General features: G+C 60.7%; 16 protein-coding genes. 6 read left to right on the top strand and 10 right to left on the bottom strand.

The window, feature by feature from the left end; all coding sequences use genetic code 11:
- Window positions 1-311 precede the first annotated feature (311 nt).
- Window positions 312-2,594, top strand: a complete 2,283-nt coding sequence (locus tag JFT63_RS09925) for a CHASE2 domain-containing protein (protein WP_198843923.1) — start codon at window positions 312-314, stop codon at window positions 2,592-2,594.
- A gap of 180 nt (window positions 2,595-2,774) precedes the next feature.
- Here JFT63_RS09925 and JFT63_RS09920 read toward each other — a convergent pair whose 3' ends face one another.
- From JFT63_RS09920 to glyQ, 4 genes are all read right to left on the bottom strand, one after another.
- A complete protein-coding gene (locus tag JFT63_RS09920; protein ID WP_057701845.1) occupies window positions 2,775-3,545 on the bottom strand; it encodes a lysophospholipid acyltransferase family protein in 771 nt (256 codons plus the stop codon).
- 82 nt (window positions 3,546-3,627) lie between these two features.
- On the bottom strand, window positions 3,628-4,167 hold the full coding sequence (gmhB, locus tag JFT63_RS09915) for a D-glycero-beta-D-manno-heptose 1,7-bisphosphate 7-phosphatase (RefSeq protein ID WP_186559191.1): 540 nt from the start codon (window positions 4,165-4,167) through the stop codon (window positions 3,628-3,630).
- Window positions 4,167-6,221, bottom strand: coding sequence for a glycine--tRNA ligase subunit beta (gene glyS, locus JFT63_RS09910; RefSeq protein WP_057701844.1), 2,055 nt, complete (start codon window positions 6,219-6,221; stop codon window positions 4,167-4,169). The genes gmhB and glyS overlap by 1 nt, the downstream gene beginning before the upstream one ends.
- Window positions 6,218-7,171 carry a glycine--tRNA ligase subunit alpha gene (glyQ, locus tag JFT63_RS09905; RefSeq protein ID WP_003187265.1) on the bottom strand — a complete coding sequence of 318 codons (954 nt, stop codon included), beginning with the start codon at window positions 7,169-7,171 and terminating at the stop codon, window positions 6,218-6,220. Before glyQ ends, glyS begins: the two co-directional genes overlap by 4 nt.
- An 81-nt stretch (window positions 7,172-7,252) precedes the next feature.
- Between glyQ and JFT63_RS09900 the strand changes: the two genes are divergently transcribed.
- Together JFT63_RS09900 and JFT63_RS09895 are read left to right on the top strand one after the other, a co-directional pair.
- Complete coding sequence (locus JFT63_RS09900; protein WP_057701843.1) at window positions 7,253-7,810, top strand: DNA-3-methyladenine glycosylase I; 558 nt, start codon at window positions 7,253-7,255, stop codon at window positions 7,808-7,810.
- A gap of 40 nt (window positions 7,811-7,850) precedes the next feature.
- Window positions 7,851-8,738, top strand: coding sequence for a lysophospholipid acyltransferase (locus tag JFT63_RS09895; RefSeq protein ID WP_057701842.1), 888 nt, complete (start codon window positions 7,851-7,853; stop codon window positions 8,736-8,738).
- Window positions 8,739-8,869: 131 nt separating this feature from the next.
- Here the strand turns inward: JFT63_RS09895 and JFT63_RS09890 are convergent, their stop codons facing one another.
- The 5 genes from JFT63_RS09890 to def all read right to left on the bottom strand — a co-directional run bounded on the left by JFT63_RS09890 (window position 8,870) and on the right by def (window position 13,548).
- Window positions 8,870-9,181, bottom strand: a complete 312-nt coding sequence (locus JFT63_RS09890; protein WP_044270209.1) for a tetratricopeptide repeat protein — start codon at window positions 9,179-9,181, stop codon at window positions 8,870-8,872.
- A 134-nt stretch (window positions 9,182-9,315) separates the two neighbouring features.
- Window positions 9,316-10,689 (bottom strand): Trk system potassium transporter TrkA, encoded by a 1,374-nt coding sequence (gene trkA, locus JFT63_RS09885; RefSeq protein ID WP_014716287.1) that lies wholly within the window; start codon window positions 10,687-10,689, stop codon window positions 9,316-9,318.
- Window positions 10,690-10,711: 22 nt separating this feature from the next.
- Window positions 10,712-12,022 (bottom strand): 16S rRNA (cytosine(967)-C(5))-methyltransferase RsmB, encoded by a 1,311-nt coding sequence (rsmB, locus tag JFT63_RS09880; RefSeq protein ID WP_198843869.1) that lies wholly within the window; start codon window positions 12,020-12,022, stop codon window positions 10,712-10,714.
- Complete coding sequence (gene fmt, locus JFT63_RS09875; protein ID WP_057701840.1) at window positions 12,019-12,972, bottom strand: methionyl-tRNA formyltransferase; 954 nt, start codon at window positions 12,970-12,972, stop codon at window positions 12,019-12,021. The genes rsmB and fmt overlap by 4 nt, the downstream gene beginning before the upstream one ends.
- 69 nt (window positions 12,973-13,041) lie before the next feature.
- A complete protein-coding gene (gene def, locus JFT63_RS09870; protein ID WP_005783383.1) occupies window positions 13,042-13,548 on the bottom strand; it encodes a peptide deformylase in 507 nt (168 codons plus the stop codon).
- Window positions 13,549-13,683: 135 nt separating this feature from the next.
- Here def and JFT63_RS09865 point away from each other — a divergent pair, with 135 nt between their 5' ends.
- The 3 genes from JFT63_RS09865 (at window position 13,684) to JFT63_RS09855 (ending at window position 16,259) form a co-directional block, all read left to right on the top strand.
- Window positions 13,684-14,460 (top strand): peptidoglycan-binding protein, encoded by a 777-nt coding sequence (locus JFT63_RS09865; protein WP_198843868.1) that lies wholly within the window; start codon window positions 13,684-13,686, stop codon window positions 14,458-14,460.
- A 63-nt stretch (window positions 14,461-14,523) separates the two neighbouring features.
- Complete coding sequence (gene dprA / locus JFT63_RS09860; RefSeq protein WP_198843867.1) at window positions 14,524-15,624, top strand: DNA-processing protein DprA; 1,101 nt, start codon at window positions 14,524-14,526, stop codon at window positions 15,622-15,624.
- Between the two features lie 77 nt (window positions 15,625-15,701).
- Window positions 15,702-16,259 (top strand): L-threonylcarbamoyladenylate synthase, encoded by a 558-nt coding sequence (locus JFT63_RS09855; RefSeq protein ID WP_032878595.1) that lies wholly within the window; start codon window positions 15,702-15,704, stop codon window positions 16,257-16,259.
- Window positions 16,260-16,353: 94 nt separating this feature from the next.
- On the opposite strand, the gene JFT63_RS09850 is transcribed toward JFT63_RS09855, so the two are convergent.
- Window positions 16,354-17,331 carry a quinone oxidoreductase family protein gene (locus JFT63_RS09850; protein ID WP_057701836.1) on the bottom strand — a complete coding sequence of 326 codons (978 nt, stop codon included), beginning with the start codon at window positions 17,329-17,331 and terminating at the stop codon, window positions 16,354-16,356.
- Between the last annotated feature and the right edge of the window lie 51 nt (window positions 17,332-17,382).

Here is a 17,382-nt window from a genome sequence, read left to right as displayed (position 1 = left end):
CTGAATCTGAATAATTATGGGCAGATTCTACGAGCCTTGTATCTATCGATACGCTGATAAGATCCCGTGATACTTAACGGAAAGATACCGGCTCCTGTCTGTAAGGAAAAGAACTCACTCATACCCCTGCCCTGCACCAAGGTGAGGTATGGTTTGTTGCACGGTTCTGGGTAAAGTCCTCAACTGAGACCGAAATAAGCTTCACTGGTTTCAGAACAAAGTTGAACGTCACCACATGGAGAGGGAGCTGGGCCTATGACACCTTTACCCAATGACCATCAATGTCTTCGCGCACTTTCGGCGGTAGCCCTGTGAAGCTATGGCGCAAAGCCGAGAAACGCCAACCCACCCAGGCACAGCTGTTGTTCCATGGGTTGGTCCGTGAATGGTTGCTGATCGGGCTGGTGCTGCTGCCCTTTACCGTTTACCTCTCCTTGAGTCCCGGCCTGGCGCTCAATAATCCTCTCTACGACAGCCTGCGCCGACTGACACCCTTGCCGGTTGATCCACGGATTCTGTTGGTCACCATTGATGCGCCCAGCCTGGAAATACTCGGCCCCTGGCCTTGGCCGCGCAGCGTACACGCAGACCTGATCGAACGCCTCAGTACCGCCCAGCCGGCCGGCATTCTATTTGACGTAATCTTCAGCGAGTCTGGTGAGGGGGCCGATGGACGACGATTGGCCGATGCCGTCTGCAATGCTGGCAATGTACTGCTGCCCATCGTCGGTGATAGCAGTGTAAGCCCCAGCCTGCCGGGAGAGCCGCTGTCGCCATTGCTCAAGTGCGCCAAGGGTGTGGGGCATATCAACGTCGAAGCGGATAAGGACGGCATTGTACGTAGCGTTTATCTGCGTGAAGGCCCGCCGGGAAGCACGCTTCCTCAACTGGCGTGGTTGGCGTTCGCGCTGAGTAGCGAACAAGCACCAGTAATGCCCGGCCTGGCGCAACAGCCCACCAGCCAGCAGTGGCATCAGGAACATGAAATCCGCGTGCCGTTCACCTCGGAAGATAATCACTTTCCCAGCGTGTCTTACATCAGCGTGTTGCGCGGCGAAGTACCTCCCGAGACGTTGCGCGGCCGGCTGATTCTGATCGGCGCCACGGCGTATGGAATGGCTGATCGTTTTGTGAGCCCGCTTTCCTCCACCGTCGGCACCACCGCGGGAGTGGAGATCCAAGCCGATATCCTCAATGGTTTTTTGCAGGGGCGCAGCATTGTCGACCTGCCCGGATGGCTCGCAGCCTTGTTGGCGACCTCCTTGGTGACCTTGCTGCTGGGCCTGCTGTTGTATCGCCCTCGCTACGCCTTGTGGATGACCCTGGGCGGTATGATCGCGGCGCTGGTGGGCTCATGGGCATTGTTGCGCCTTGGGCATTGGTGGTCCCCCGCCGCGTGTTTGATTGGGCTGTTACTCAGCTATCTCATCTGGAACTGGCGGCGCCTGAGCGTCATCCTGGCTTACTTTGGCTGGGAGTTGGCGCGGTTGGATAACGAGCCCAAGGTACTGCCGGAACGTCGTCGTGCGCCCGCCAGCAAGGGCGACGTGCTGCAGGGGCGGATCTTTGCTCTTGAGCAGGCAGTCAGCCGCACGCGTGATACGCGGCGCTTTATGGCGGACGGGCTGGAATGCCTGCCGGTCGCAACGCTGATAACCGACCCTCAAGGCAATATTCTGTTGGCCAATCGAGTAGCCCGGGATGTGTTCGGTAACGACCTGGTCAACTCAAACCTCATCGAACAACTCGCCGATTTGGGCTATCCCCCGCTGCACAACGGCGTACGCCCTGCCCTGTCAGCACTGGAATTGGTCGAGTTTCGCGATATCCACCAGCGCAGCTTGCGGATGGAGCTTGCGCCCTTGCTTCCGGCCGAAGGTGACTTCGCCCTCGGCTGGCTGTTAAGCCTGACGGACCTGAGCAAGGAGCGAGAAGCCCAGCAGCACCGCGAGACCATGCTGCGTTTCCTGTCCCACGACCTGCGCGCACCCCATTCGGCGATCCTCGCCCTGCTCGATGTGCATAACGGCCAATCGCCGGTTTTTGCCCAGGTCGAGCAACAGGTCCGACGGGCCTTGAGCCTTACCGAATCCTTCGTGCAATTAGCCAAGGCCGAGGCTGACGGCTACCAGTTCCAGACGACCTTGTTCGCTATGCTGGTGATGGACGCTTTTGATCAGGTGGCGGTGATTGCGCAACTCAAGGGTATCCATCTGGTCCACGACCTGGATGAGGCAGATGAAGCGATGGTCCACGCCGATCAATCACTGCTCACCCGTGCGTTATTCAACGTGCTGGAGAATGCGATCAAATATTCCCCATCCGGAACTACCGTCAGGTTAAGGCACGCCAGTGCACAGGGGTGGCTGGAATGCCGCATCAGCGATCAGGGGCCGGGGATCGCCCCCGAGGATTTGCCGGAGCTGTTCAGCCAGTACCGGCGTTTTGATTCGGCCCAGGGCAGTGACGGTCTGGGACTGGGGCTGACGATGGTTAAGGCCGTGGTGGAACGCCATGGTGGACGCATCGTTTGTGAAAGTGAGCTGGGTAAGGGCTCGACATTCATCTTGTTACTGCCGCAGTTGGACGACTAAAAACTGACTTTTCTGCTGTGCATAAAAAACCGGTCACAAGGACCGGTTTTTTTATGAGGAAAAAACTTATGCACGTTTTTCGAGATTTTATGACCTTCAGAAATATAGAAGCAAATCAGTAGGTTATGAATCAAAAAAGCCAATTCGCCAACAAAGCGTGCACAGGTTATCCACAGATCCTCAAATCGCCGGGGTCTCCACCACCAGGGGCTCGGGAGGCAGGGAGCCCATGGCTCGCTGCTGCGCTTCATTCCACGCTGCGGCGCGGTCGTTCAGTGCAGCAATGGCACGCGGCCCCTCGCCTTCTGCGTACATCGGCTCGCCTATCACCACGGTGATGGTGCCTGGGCGTTTGGCCCAGCCGGTCTTTGGCCAGAACTTGCCGGCATTGTGGGCAATGGGCAGCACCGGCAGGTTGGCGTTGACCGCCAAGGCGGTGCCGCCCCGTGAAAATTTGCCTACGGTGCCGTAGGGCACACGCGTCCCCTCTGGGAAGATCAGCACCCAGACGCCATCCTTGAGCAACTCGTCGCCCTTCTTGGCCACATGCTTGAGTGCTGCCTTGGGGTTGTCACGGTCAATGGCGATCGGGCGCAACATGGCCATGGCCCAGCCAAAAAACGGCACGTACAGCAGTTCACGCTTAAGCACCTGGCTCAGGGGCGAGAAGTATGCGGAAAGAAAGAAGGTTTCCCAGGTGCTTTGGTGGTTCGAAAGAATCACGCAGGGTTGATCTGGGACGTTTTCTGCGCCCTTGACCTCGAAACGGATGTTCAGGAATACCTTGCTCAGCCACAACGCGCAGCGGCACCAATAAACGTTGATGAAGCGATAACGCGCCTTGAACGGCAGGAAGGGTGCAATAAAAAAGCTCAGGGTGCACCAGAGAAACGAACTGGTGCCCAGCAGCAGGTAAAAGAAAAAGGTTCTGATGGCCTGCAAGATCGACATGGCGGCATTTACCGTTGCGGGACACGGCCCGCCTGTTAAAAGCGCACTCCCGAACAATCCTTGGTCAGGAAGTCGAGGGCGGCTAGTTATTAATAAGTTCTGCGGCAACGGCCGCCAGATCGTCAAAAATCAAGGTGCCTACCGGCAGGTTTTTAGCCTGGGTCTTTTCGCCTTTTCCGGTCTTTACCAAAACTGGCTGAGAGTCGACGGCTTTGGCCGCCTCCAGGTCACCGAGGCTGTCCCCGACGAACCATATCCCAGCCAAGGGCACCTTGTAATGTTCTGCAATGATTTTCAACATGCCAGGCTTGGGCTTGCGGCAATCGCAGCCCTCATCCGGCCCGTGGGGGCAGTAAACCACCAGCCCCACCTCACCGCCCTGTTCGGCCACCAACGTGCGCAAGCGCGCGTGCATGGCGTCCAGGGTGGCGATGTCGTAGTAACCGCGGGCGATGCCGGACTGGTTGGTGGCGATGGCCACTGTCCAGCCGGCTTTGCTCAACTGCGCGATGGCCTCGATCGAGCCGGGCAAGGGGATCCACTCTTGCACCGACTTGATGTAAGCGTCGGAGTCATAGTTGATCACCCCGTCCCGATCGAGAATCAGCAGTTTCAACATGATCAGCCCAGTACGGAAATGTCGGCGATATTGATGAACAAACCACGCAGGCGCGCCAGCATGGCGTAGCGGTTTTTGCGCACGCCGGCATCGTCGGCATTGATCATCACCGCTTCGAAGAACGCATCCACCGGCTCGCGCAACGACGCCAGGCGCGCCAGCGCTTGCGCGTAGTTACGCTCGGCGATCAGTGGCTTCACGGCGCTCTCGGCCTTGGCGATGGCCGAGTTCAGCGAGAACTCCTTGGCGTCGGCAAACAGGCCAGGGTCGACTTCGGCACTGCCGAGGTTATCGGCCTTGCTCAGCAGGTTCGACACGCGCTTGTTCACGGCGGCCAGGGCATCGGCTTCCGGCAGCTTGCGGAACGCTTGCACGGCTTGTACACGCTGGTCGAAGTCCAGTGCTGAACCCGGTTGCAGGGCACGTACCGAGAGGTAGACGGAAACATCCACGCCTTCGTCTTCGTAACGCGCACGCAAGCGGTCGAACACGAACTCCAGCACTTGCTCGGCCAGGCCGGCTTGCTTGACCTTGGTGCCGAACTGGCCGACGGCGAATACCACGGCCTGAGTCAGGTCGAGGTCCAGCTTCTTGTCGATCAGGATCCGCAGCACGCCCAATGCCGCACGGCGCAGGGCATACGGGTCTTTGCTGCCGGTGGGCAACATACCGATACCGAAGATACCCACCAGCGTATCGAGCTTGTCGGCGATGGCCACAGCTGCACCCGTCAGGGTGGTCGGCAGTTCTGCACCGGCACCGCGTGGCATGTACTGCTCGTTCAGGGCCAGGGCGACATCGTCCGGCTCGCCGTCGTTGAGGGCGTAATAGTAACCGGCAACACCTTGCATCTCAGGGAACTCGCCGACCATTTCGGTGGCCAGGTCGCACTTGGACAGCAAGCCGGCACGGGCAGCCCAGGCTGCGTCGCCGCCGATGCGTGGAGCAATGTAGGCTGCCAGCTTGGAAACCCGCACGGCCTTGTCGTAGACACTGCCGAGTTTTTCCTGGAACACCACGTTTTGCAGGCGCAGGTTGAAGTCTTCCAGCTTCTGCTTCTTGTCTTGCTTGAAGAAGAACTCGGCATCGGTCAGCCGCGGGCGAACGACTTTCTCGTTACCGGCGATGATCTGCTGCGGGTCCTTGCTCTCGATGTTGGCCACGGTGATAAAACGCGGCAGCAACTTACCGTCCGCATCCAGCAGGCAGAAGTACTTCTGGTTGTCCTGCATGGTGGTGATCAAGGCTTCTTGCGGCACATCGAGGAAACGCTCTTCGAACGAGCACACCAGCGGCACCGGCCATTCCACCAGGGCGGTCACTTCGTCCAGCAGGCTTGGCGGCACGATGGCGGTGCCTTCCTGCAGGCGGGCCAGCTCTTCGGTGCGCTTGCTGATCAGCTCGCGACGCTCATTGGCATCGGCCAATACGTAAGCGGCACGCAGGTCGTTAAGGTAGTTGGCCGGCGAAGTGATGCGCACGCTTTGCGGATGATGGAAGCGGTGACCACGGGAGTCACGACCGGCCTTCTGGGCGAGGAGGGTGCAATCGATGACCTGGTCACCGAGCAGCATCACCAGCCATTGGGTTGGACGTACGAACTCTTCCTTGCGCGCACCCCAGCGCATGCGCTTGGGAATAGGCAGGTCGTTCAGGGAGTCTTCAACGATGGTCGGCAACAGGCTGGCGGTCGGCTTGCCGGTGATGACCTGGCTGAAACGCAGTTTCGGGCCACTTTGGTCGATCTCGCTCAGCTCTACGCCACACTTCTTGGCAAAGCCAAGGGCGGCCTGGGTAGGGTTGCCGTCGGCATCGAAAGCTGCCTGACGCGGTGGGCCGTCCAGGTTGATGTTGCGGTCCGGCTGCTGGGTTTCCAGCGCGGTCAGCAGCACAGCCAGACGGCGCGGCGCGGCGTAGACTTTTTTGGCTTCAAACTTCAGGCCGGCAGTCTGCAGGCCTTTTTCGATACCGGCCAGGAACGCATCGGCCAGGGTATTGAGTGCCTTGGGTGGCAGCTCTTCGGTGCCCAGTTCAACCAGGAAATCTTGAGCACTCATTGTGCAGCCTCCAGCTTAGCCAACACTTCATCACGCAGGTCCGGGGTGGCCATCGGGAAGCCCAGCTTGGCGCGAGCCAGCAGGTAGGCTTGAGCGACGGAACGCGCCAGAGTGCGTACACGCAGGATGTATTGCTGGCGTGCGGTTACCGAGATGGCACGGCGCGCGTCCAGCAGGTTGAAGGTATGGGACGCCTTCAACACCATTTCATAGCTTGGCAACGGCAGCGGCTGGTCGAGTTCGATCAGGCGCTTGGCTTCGCTTTCATAGAAATCGAACAGTTCGAACAGCTTGTCGACGTTGGCGTGTTCGAAGTTGTAGGTGGACTGCTCCACTTCGTTCTGGTGGAACACATCGCCGTAGGTCACCTTGCCGAACGGGCCGTCAGCCCATACCAGGTCGTAGACCGAGTCCACGCCTTGCAGGTACATGGCCAGGCGCTCCAGACCGTAGGTGATCTCGCCGGTGACCGGGTAGCATTCAATGCCGCCCGCTTGCTGGAAGTAAGTGAACTGCGTCACTTCCATGCCGTTGAGCCAGACTTCCCAGCCCAGGCCCCAGGCGCCCAGGGTTGGCGATTCCCAGTTGTCTTCGACGAAACGGATGTCGTGCACCAATGGGTCCAGACCGACATGTTTCAGCGAGCCCAGGTACAGTTCCTGGAAGTTGTCCGGGTTGGGCTTCAATACCACCTGAAACTGGTAGTAGTGCTGCAGACGGTTCGGGTTTTCGCCGTAGCGACCGTCAGTCGGGCGACGACTGGGCTGCACATAAGCGGCGTTCCAGGTTTCCGGGCCGATGGCCCGCAGGAATGTAGCGGTGTGGAAAGTGCCGGCGCCTACTTCCATATCGTAGGGCTGAAGTACCACACAACCTTGCTCGGCCCAGTATTGCTGGAGGGCGAGGATCAAGTCTTGGAAGGTACGCACGGCTGGCGTAGGCTGGCTCACGAAATTCACCTGTTACTTGGGCTGCGATTTAAAGAGCGGGAGTATACCCGATTCGGCCCCGCCACCACTCCCTGGAGCCTTATGCCACGCTGCTTTTGGTGTTCTGAAGATCCGCTGTACATGGCTTATCACGATCAAGAGTGGGGAACGCCGCTGCGCGATGCGCAGGGTTTGTTCGAGTTGCTTTTGCTCGAAGGGTTCCAGGCAGGCCTGTCCTGGATCACCGTTTTACGCAAACGCGAGCATTATCGAAAGGTCTTGTTCGGGTTTGATGCGCAGCGCCTGGCCCAGTTGAGCGACGAAGAAATCGAGGCGCTGATGCAGGATCCCGGCATCGTGCGCAATCGCTTGAAGCTCAATGCCACCCGGCGCAACGCCGCGGCCTGGCTGGCACTGGAAGATCCAGTGGGATTTTTGTGGTCGTTTGTCGGCGGCAAACCCAAGGTCAATCACTTCAAGGATCGCAGCGACGTCCCGGCGATTACGCCCGAAGCCGAAGCCATGAGTAAAGCCTTGAAAAAGGCCGGCTTCACCTTCGTGGGGCCGACCATCTGCTACGCCTTCATGCAGGCCTCGGGCATGGTCATGGACCACACCCAGGACTGCGACCGTTACGCGGACTTGGTCAACGCCGGTTAGAATGCCGGCTTTGCGCACCACACACGATCAGGAGTGACCTGTGGAAAAGTTTAAAGGCGCCTTGCTGGTAGGCGCTCTTCGGTTGTTTGCCCTGCTGCCCTGGCGCGCCGTACAAGCCGTCGGCACGGGTATCGGCTGGATCATGTGGAAAACCCCCAACCGCTCCCGCGACACCGTGCGGATCAACCTCTCCAAGTGCTTTCCGGAGATGGACCCGGCCGAGCGCGAGCGCCTGGTGGGCCGCAGCCTGATGGACATCGGCAAGTCCCTCACTGAAAGCGCCTGCGCGTGGATCTGGCCGGCGCAGCGCTCCATCGACCTGGTCCGCGAAGTCGAGGGCCTGGAAGTGCTGCACGAGGCCCTGGCCTCCGGCAAAGGCGTGGTGGGCATCACCAGCCACCTGGGCAACTGGGAAGTGTTGAACCACTTCTATTGCAGCCAGTGCAAACCGATCATTTTCTATCGGCCGCCCAAGCTCAAGGCGGTGGACGAACTGCTGCGCAAACAACGCGTGCAGCTGGGCAACCGCGTGGCGGCGTCGACCAAAGAAGGCATTCTCAGCGTGATCAAGGAAGTGCGCAAAGGCGGCCAGGTGGGCATTCCTGCCGACCCGGAACCGGCTGAGTCCGCGGGCATCTTCGTACCGTTTTTCGCCACCCAGGCGCTCACCAGCAAATTCGTGCCCAACATGCTCGCGGGCCACAAGGCCGTGGGTGTGTTCCTGCATGCCCTGCGGCTGCCGGACGGCTCGGGCTACAAGGTGATCCTGGAAGCCGCGCCGGAAGACATGTACAGCACCGACACCGCGACGTCCTGTGCGGCGATGAGCAAGGTAGTTGAGCGCTATGTAGGCGCTTACCCAAGCCAGTACATGTGGAGCATGAAGCGCTTCAAGAAACGCCCGCCGGGTGAGGCACGGTGGTATTGATACACCGCTGACCTCCAGCCCAATGGAGATCAAATGTGGGAGCTGGCTTGCCTGCGATAGCATCACCTCGGAGTGCCTGATATACCGAGGTGTCTGCATCGCAGGCAAGCCAGCTCCCACAGGTGATCACCTCAGGTTTGGCGATCAAGTTTCTTCAGGAACACCGTCATTTCTTTTTCGGCCTGTTTGTCGCCATGGGCCTGGGCGGCTTCGATGCCCTTCTCCCATGCCAGGTGTGCTGCCGCGCGATCTTCCAATCCCAGCCGCGCCTTGCCCAACAACTTCCACGCCGCTGAATACTTCGGATCGAACTCGACGCATCGCTGCAAATGCTCGGCCGCCTTTGCGTTGTCCTTCAAGTCCAGATAACCCTTGCCCAGGCCGAACCGCAGCAGTGAATTATCCACACCCTTGGCGAGCATTTTTTCCAGGGATTCGAGCATGGCTGTGCGTCCTTTAGCTACATAGCGGTTTCGATATCGTCATCGCGGGCAAGCCCGCTCCCACACTTGAACGCGATCACATGTGGGAGCGGGCTTGCCCGCGATGGCGGCGGCAGGCTCACACAATTTTTTAATCAGAAAAAACTCAGCCCCACGTGGAACAGCTTCTCCACATCGCGGATATGTTTCTTATCCACAAGGAACAAAATCACGTGGTCTCCGGTGGCGATCACCGTGTCGTCGTGGGCAATGATCACTTCTTCATCGCGAATGATCGCGCCAATGGTGGTACCGGGCGGCAGGCCGATATCGCGGATCGCCTTGCCAATCACTTTGCTGGACTTGGAGTCACCGTGGGCAATCGCCTCGATGGCCTCCGCCGCACCCCGGCGCAGGGAGTGCACGCTGACAATGTCGCCACGGCGCACGTGGGCAAGCAAGGTGCCGATGGTCGCCAGTTGCGGGCTGATGGCGATGTCGATATCGCCGCCCTGGATCAGGTCCACATAGGCCGGGTTGTTGATGATGGTCATCACCTTCTTCGCCCCCAGCCGCTTGGCCAGCAACGACGACATGATGTTGGCTTCGTCATCGTTGGTCAGGGCCAGGAAGATATCGGCGTCGGCGATGTTCTCTTCCATCAGCAGGTCGCGGTCCGAGGCGCTGCCTTGCAGTACGACAGTGCTGTCGAGGGTGTCGGACAAATGCCGGCACCGCGTCGGGCTCATCTCGATGATCTTCACCTGATAGCGGCTTTCGATGGCTTCGGCCAAACGCTCGCCAATCTGCCCACCGCCGGCGATGACGATGCGTTTGTAGCTTTCGTCGAGCCTGCGCATTTCGCTCATGACCGCGCGAATATTCGCCTTGGCGGCGATGAAAAACACTTCGTCGTCGGCTTCGATCACCGTGTCGCCCTGGGGCAGGATCGGCCGGTCACGCCGGAAAATCGCGGCCACGCGGGTTTCCACGTTGGGCATGTGCTCACGCAGCTGGCGCAGTTGCTGGCCCACCAACGGCCCACCGTAGTACGCCTTTACCGCCACCAGTTGCGCCTTGCCCTCGGCGAAGTCGATCACCTGCAAGGCGCCTGGGATTTCGATCAGGCGCTTGATGTAATGGGTGACCACCTGTTCCGGGCTGATCAATACATCCACCGGGATGGCATCGTTATCGAACAGGCCGGCGCGGGTCAGGTAGGCCGCTTCGCGCACCCGGGCGATCTTGGTCGGGGTGTGAAACAAGGTGTGAGCAACCTGGCACGCGACCATATTGGTCTCGTCACTGTTGGTCACCGCCACAAGCATGTCGGCATCGTCGGCACCCGCCTGACGCAGCACCGTTGGGAACGACGCCCGGCCCTGTACCGTGCGGATGTCCAGGCGGTCGCCGAGGTTGCGCAGGCGTTCGGCATCGGTGTCGACCACGGTGATGTCGTTGGCTTCGCCGGCCAAATGTTCGGCCAGCGTACCCCCGACCTGCCCTGCCCCAAGGATGATGATTTTCATCCGGTCACTCCCTTAAAACCATTCAGCCGCGCGCGGCGGCGATCTTGATCAGTTTGGCGTAGTAGAAGCCATCGTGCCCGCCTTCTTGCGCGAGCAGTTGACGGCCGTGGGGCTGCTTGATGCCGGCGCTGGTGGCGAGGTCCAGTTCGCGCGCGCCGCTGGTGCGGGCGAGGAAAGCCTGGATGACCTCGGTATTTTCGGTGGGCAGCGTGGAGCAGGTGGCGTACAGCAGGATGCCGCCGACTTCCAGGGTTGGCCACAGCGCGTCAAGCAGTTCGCCTTGCAGCACCGCCAGGGCGGCGATGTCGTCGGGCTGGCGGGTCAGCTTGATGTCCGGGTGCCGACGGATCACACCAGTGGCGGAGCACGGAGCGTCCAGCAGGATGCGCTGGAAGGGCTTGCCGTCCCACCACTTCGCGGTGTCGCGGCCGTCGGCGGCGATCAGGTCGGCGTTGAGGCCCAGCCGTGCAAGGTTTTCCCGCACGCGCACCAGGCGCTTGGCCTCAAGATCCACAGCCACCACACCGGCCAGGTCTTTTTCAACCTCAAGGATGTGACACGTCTTACCGCCTGGCGCGCAGCAGGCGTCGAGTACGCGCTGGCCGGGGGCCAAATCGAGCAGGTCGGCAGCCAATTGCGCGGCCTCGTCCTGCACGCTGATCCAGCCTTCGGCAAAGCCCGGCAGGCTGCGCACATCGGCGGCGGCTTCCAGCACGATACCGTCCGTGCTGTACACGCACGGGGTGGCGTTGATGGCCGCGTCGGCGAGTAATTGCAGGTATGCATCCCGGCTGTGGTGGCGACGGTTGACCCGCAGGATCATCGGCGGGTGCGCGTTGTTGGCCGCGCAGATAGCCTCCCATTGCTCGGGCCAGAAGGCTTTCAGGGATTTTTGCAGCCAGCGCGGGTGGGCGGTGCGCACCACCGGATCATGTTCCAGCTCGGCCAACAGCGCTTCGCTCTCGCGCTGAGCGCGGCGCAGCACGGCATTGAGCAAGGCCTTGGCCCAGGGCTTTTTCAGCTTGTCGGCGCAACCGACGGTTTCACCGATGGCGGCGTGGGCCGGTACGCGGGTGTAGAGCAACTGGTAGAGACCTACCAGCAACAGCGCCTCGACGTCAGCGTCTGCTGCCTTGAACGGCTTTTGCAGCAGCTTGGCTGCCAGCGCCGACAACCTTGGCTGCCAACGGGCGGTGCCAAAGGCCAGGTCCTGGGTGAAACCGCGATCCCGGTCTTCGACCTTGTCCAATTGCGTGGGCAATGAACTGTTCAGCGAAGCCTTGCCGTTGAGCACGGCGGCGAGAGCCTTGGCGGCGGCCAGACGTGGGTTCATTGAGCGGCCACCCCGAGGATCGTACCCAAGGCAAATTTCTCGCGGCGGCTATTGAACAAATCGCTGAAGTTCAGCGCCTTGCCGCCGGGCAATTGCAGACGCGTCAGGCACAACGCCTGCTCGCCGCAAGCGACCAACAGCCCGTCTTTGCTGGCGCCGATAATCTCGCCAGGGGCGCCCGTGCCATCGGCCAGGGTCGCGGCCAACACCTTCAAGGCTTCGCCGTTAAGGGTGCTGTGGCAGATCGGCCATGGGTTGAAGGCACGTACCAGACGCTCCAGCTCCACGGCCGGGCGGCTCCAGTCGATGCGTGCTTCGTCTTTGTTCAATTTGTGCGCGTAGGTGGCCAGGCTGTCGTCCTGTACCTCGCCTTCCAGTGTGCCTGCTGCCAGGCCGGCGATGGCCTGGATCACCGCAGGCGGGCCCATTTCGGCAAGGCGGTCGTGCAGGCTGCCACCGGTGTCTTGCGCGCTGATCGGGGTGGTGACCTTAAGCAGCATCGGGCCGGTGTCCAGGCCCGCCTCCATACGCATCACGGTCACGCCGCTTTCGCTGTCGCCCGCTTCAACGGCGCGCTGGATCGGCGCCGCACCGCGCCAGCGAGGCAACAGCGAGGCATGGCTGTTGATGCAGCCCAGGCGCGGGATATCCAGCACCGCCTGGGGCAGGATCAAACCGTAGGCCACCACCACCAGCAAGTCCGGCTTCAGCGCGGCCAGTTCGGCCTGGGCGTCGCTGTTACGCAGGGTTGGCGGTTGCAGCACAGGGATGTTGTGTTCAAGGGCCAACAGCTTGACCGGGCTCGGCATCAGTTTTTGCCCGCGACCGGCCGGGCGATCCGGCTGGGTGTACACCGCGACGATGTCATAAGGGCTGGCAAGCAGCGCCTTGAGGTGTTCGGCGGCGAATTCAGGGGTGCCGGCAAAAACAATGCGCAATGGCTCGGTCATGGGAGTTCTCGGTTAAAAACAGTCACAAAAGAAAAAGGCTTGCCGCAGCAAGCCTTTGGAAGAAGGGCATCAAGCTTGCTGGCGATGCTTTTTTTCCAGCTTCTTCTTGATCCGGTCCCGCTTGAGCGTGGACAGGTAATCGACAAACAGTTTGCCGTTGAGGTGGTCGCATTCATGCTGGATGCACACCGCCAGCAGGCCTTCGGCAATCAGCTCAAACGGCTTGCCGTCACGGTCCAGGGCCTTGATCTTCACGCGCAGCGGGCGTTCCACGTTCTCGTAGAACTCCGGCACCGACAGGCAGCCTTCCTGGTATTCGCCCATCTCATCGGTCAGCGGTTCGAACTCGGGGTTGATGTACACCCGCGGTTCGCTGCGATCTTCCGACAGGTCCATGACCACGACACGCAAGTGCACGTTGACCTGGGTCGCGGCGAGGCCGATGCCCGGGGCTTCATACATTGTTTCAAACATGTCATCGACCAACTGACGAACCTTGTCGTCCACTACGGCCACCGGCTTGGCGATCGTGCGCAGGCGCGAGTCGGGAAATTCGAGGATGTTCAAAATAGCCATAAGCGTAATTGCTGCACATGTGAGGTAAAGACCAATCGGCGGTGGGATGGACCCACACGGCCGGTGTGAAACGCTCAGAAGCCACGAGGGCCAAGGCATTTCACGCGAACGCACATAATAAAGGAGATTCACCCCATGAGGAAATCGCTACTCGTCTTGCTGCTGTGGGCCCCTGTCGCCATGGCGTTGATTCCCAAGCCCACTGAGCGCCTGGATCACGCGACGCAAAGGGCCATCCAGCACTTTTTACTGCATAACCGGATTGTCGACACGCCTCAGGAGCTGGACAACGCGCCCTACATTGTTGCGGCGCAAGGCGGTCGCGTGCTGGGGGCCAATGGCGAGCGCGTGCATGCCCGCGGTCACCTGGACCCGGCCCAGCCAAGCTACGGGATCTTTCGCCAAGGCAAGGTCTACACCGACCCAGCCACCCAGGAGCTACTGGGCGTCAATGCCGATGAGATCGGCACCGCACGCTTTGTGCTCGCCGACGACCTCACCACCCTTGCAGTGCAGCGGGTGACTCAGGAAATCCGCCCAGGTGACCGCTTGCTGGGTGCACAACCTCCGGTAAAGCTGAACACCTTGGAATCGGCCAGCTCCTCGGCCTTCATCACAGGGCACATCATCGACATCCCCAAGGGCGTCACTCAGATTGGCGTGCTGGACGCCGTGACCCTGAACAAGGGCCGCCGCGATGGATTGATCGAAGGCCAGTTACTGACGGTGATCAAGGCAGGCGCCACCGTGCGAGACGTCCTTACCGGCACGCCAACCCAACTCCCGCAAGAACGGGCCGGCACCCTTCTGGTGTTTCGCACCTATGAAAAACTCAGTTACGCCCTGGTGCTCAGTGCTTCACGCGCGCTGGCTGTAAAGGATCGTTTCGAGACCCACCAACAAGCGCAATAAATAGCCTGCTAAATAAGTTACCAACAGAGTTATCCACAGCTTGTTCCGGTCAAGGATGATCAAATGAATCCGATAAACAGTAGAGAAATTTCTCCGGCAGAGCTGGAAGCCCGACTACGCTTGCACAGGCTGCCGGAACTGGGCCCCAAGCGTTTTCACGTATTGATCCAGGCGTTCGGCTGCGCCTCCAAGGCCCTCAGTGCGCCTGCCAGTGCGTGGCGTTCCCTCGGCTTGCCCGCCATCAGCGCCGATGCCCGGCGTAGCCCGCAAATCCGTGATGGCGCCAGTGCGGCATTGGCCTGGTTAGAAGGCCCGGACCAGCATTTGTTGATGTGGGACCAACCTGAGTATCCCGTCTTGCTCGCTCAAATCGACGACGCACCGCCGCTGTTATTCGTTGCGGGCGACCCGGGCATTCTGGAAAAACCTCAGTTGGCCATGGTCGGCAGCCGGCGTGCTTCCCGCCCCGGTATGGACACGGCCGCCGCCTTTTCCCGCAGCCTGGCGAGCGCCGGTTTTGTCATCACCAGTGGTTTGGCGCTGGGCATTGACGGCGCCGCCCACCAGGCAGCATTGGAGGTGGGCGGTCGTACAATCGGGGTACTTGGCACCGGGCTGGAAAATTTTTATCCACAGCGCCACCGCAAGCTCGCCGCCGCAATGATCGCCCAAGGCAGCGCGGTGGTTTCCGAGTTTCCATTGGACGCGGGGCCCCAGGCCGGTAATTTCCCACGGCGCAATCGAATTATCAGCGGGCTGTCGCTGGGGGTTCTGGTGGTGGAAGCCAGCATCGCCAGCGGTTCGCTGATCACCGCGCGGCTGGCCGCCGAGCAAGGGCGTGAGGTATATGCGATCCCGGGTTCCATTCATCACCCCGGTGCCAAGGGTTGCCACCAACTGATTCGCGATGGCGCGGTGCTGGTGGAAACCATCGAACACATCCTTGAGGCGCTGCGCGGTTGGCAGGCGTTATCGCGCCCTGCGCCGGTGCCGGTCACCCACCCACTGGTGGCACTGCTGCATGCGGCGCCACATACCAGCGAAGCCTTGGCGATTGCCACTGGTCGGCCGTTATCCCAAGTGCTGGCAACCCTTACGGAGCTGGAGCTGGAAGGCCACGTCATCTGCGAAAGCGGGCGCTGGCTGGCGCGCTGCCAGGTTTAGCAGCTGCCGGTTTTTGGCGCTGGGTTTTGTAACGAAGATCGGTAAACTGCCCAGAGCTTTAGTCCGGAGATTAAATAATGGTCAACAGGTGGCGTGTGCTGCAAGCCGCACGGGAAATTCGCGCAGGCGCGGTGATTGCCTATCCGACCGAGGCGGTCTGGGGCCTGGGCTGCGACCCGTGGAATGAAGAAGCAGTGGATCGGCTATTGGCGATCAAGAACCGCTCGGTGGACAAGGGGCTGATTCTGGTGGCGGATAATATTCGTCAGTTCGACTTCCTGTTTGAAGACTTCCCGGACACCTGGATCGATCGCATGGCCAGCACGTGGCCCGGGCCCAATACCTGGCTGGTACCTCATCAGGACTTGTTGCCCGAATGGGTTACGGGTATGCATGACACCGTGGCGTTGCGGGTCACCGATCACCCGTTGGTGAGGGATTTGTGCGCCCAGGTCGGGCCGTTGATCTCAACGTCAGCCAACCCACAGGGGCGCCCGGCGGCACGCACGCGCATTCGCGTGGAGCAGTATTTCCGCGGGCAAGTGGACTTGGTGTTGGGTGGCGCGCTGGGTGGGCGCAAGAACCCAAGCCTGATTCGGGACCTGGTGACCGGTGAGGTCGTGCGCCCCTCCTGAGACCGAGGTGCGGCCATCGCGGGCAAGCCCGGCTCCCACATTTGATCAGTCACCGCGGTCAAATGTGGGAGCTGGCTTGCCTGCGATGACGCACTCAAGGCAATAGAATGGTTGAGCCAGTCGTGCGTCGCGCCGACAACTCGGTCTGCGCTTTGGCCGCATCCGCCAGCGGGTAACGCTGGTTGATATCAATGCGCACCTTGCCGCTTTTGATCATCGAAAACAGATCGTCCGCCATCGCCTGCAAGTTCGCCGGATTGTTCGCATAGGTCGCCAGCGTCGGCCGGGTCACGTACAACGAACCCTTGGCCGAAAGGATGCCCAGGTTCACGCCATCCACCGCACCCGATGCGTTGCCAAAGCTCACGACCAACCCCCGTGGCGCCACGCTGTCCAGGGAGGTCAGCCAGGTGTCCTTGCCGACGCCGTCGTACACCACAGGCACCTTTTTGCCGTCAGTCAATTCCAGTACGCGTTGTGCGACATCTTCCTTGCTGTAGTCGATGGTTTCCCAGGCGCCGAGGGATTTGGCCAAGGCGGCCTTTTCCGGCGAACTCACCGTGCCGATCAGCTTCACGCCCAGGGCCTTGGCCCATTGGCAGGCCAGGGAGCCCACGCCACCGGCAGCGGCGTGGAACAAAATGGTTTCGCCGCCTTTCAATTCGTAGGTCTGGCGCAGCAGGTATTGCACGGTCAGGCCCTTGAGCATGGCCCCGGCGGCCTGTTCAAAGCTGATGTCATCCGGCAGGTGCACCAGGTTGGCGGCAGGCAACACATGCAACTGGCTATAGGCACCCAGCGGGCCGCTGCCGTAGGCCACGCGGTCGCCGACTTTGAACTGGGTGACTTCACTGCCCACGGCATCGACTACGCCAGCGCCTTCCGCGCCCAGGCCCGACGGCAGAGCAGGCGGTGCGTAGAGGCCACTGCGAAAATAGGTGTCGATGAAGTTCAGGCCGATGGCCTCGTTACGCACCCGGACCTGCTGCGGGCCAGGCTGCGCCGGTGTGTAGTCCACATACTCAAGTACTTCGGGGCCGCCATGGGCGCTGAACTGGATACGTTTGGCCATCTGCACTTCTCCTTGGGTTCGAACCTGCGTAGCCCCCTATCGGACTCCTAA

Source organism: Pseudomonas sp. MF7453, from assembly GCF_016405455.1.
Taxonomy (GTDB): Bacteria; Pseudomonadota; Gammaproteobacteria; order Pseudomonadales; family Pseudomonadaceae; genus Aquipseudomonas; species Aquipseudomonas paralactis.
Note: the sequence above shows the minus strand (reverse complement) of the source record. Positions and strands in the feature narration are given on the sequence as shown.

What these genes read in the sequence shown, in the direction of transcription:
- rsmB (WP_198843869.1), bottom strand. Translation starts at nt 12,022, where the DNA reads ATGAACCCACGTCTGGCCGCCGCCAAGGCTCTCGCCGCCGTGCTCAAC.
- dprA (WP_198843867.1), top strand. Translation starts at nt 14,524, where the DNA reads ATGAATCCGATAAACAGTAGAGAAATTTCTCCGGCAGAGCTGGAAGCC.
- JFT63_RS09920 (WP_057701845.1), bottom strand. Translation starts at nt 3,545, where the DNA reads ATGTCGATCTTGCAGGCCATCAGAACCTTTTTCTTTTACCTGCTGCTG.
- def (WP_005783383.1), bottom strand. Translation starts at nt 13,548, where the DNA reads ATGGCTATTTTGAACATCCTCGAATTTCCCGACTCGCGCCTGCGCACG.
- fmt (WP_057701840.1), bottom strand. Translation starts at nt 12,972, where the DNA reads ATGACCGAGCCATTGCGCATTGTTTTTGCCGGCACCCCTGAATTCGCC.
- JFT63_RS09900 (WP_057701843.1), top strand. Translation starts at nt 7,253, where the DNA reads ATGCCACGCTGCTTTTGGTGTTCTGAAGATCCGCTGTACATGGCTTAT.
- JFT63_RS09890 (WP_044270209.1), bottom strand. Translation starts at nt 9,181, where the DNA reads ATGCTCGAATCCCTGGAAAAAATGCTCGCCAAGGGTGTGGATAATTCA.
- trkA (WP_014716287.1), bottom strand. Translation starts at nt 10,689, where the DNA reads ATGAAAATCATCATCCTTGGGGCAGGGCAGGTCGGGGGTACGCTGGCC.
- JFT63_RS09865 (WP_198843868.1), top strand. Translation starts at nt 13,684, where the DNA reads ATGAGGAAATCGCTACTCGTCTTGCTGCTGTGGGCCCCTGTCGCCATG.
- JFT63_RS09850 (WP_057701836.1), bottom strand. Translation starts at nt 17,331, where the DNA reads ATGGCCAAACGTATCCAGTTCAGCGCCCATGGCGGCCCCGAAGTACTT.
- JFT63_RS09855 (WP_032878595.1), top strand. Translation starts at nt 15,702, where the DNA reads ATGGTCAACAGGTGGCGTGTGCTGCAAGCCGCACGGGAAATTCGCGCA.
- glyS (WP_057701844.1), bottom strand. Translation starts at nt 6,221, where the DNA reads ATGAGTGCTCAAGATTTCCTGGTTGAACTGGGCACCGAAGAGCTGCCA.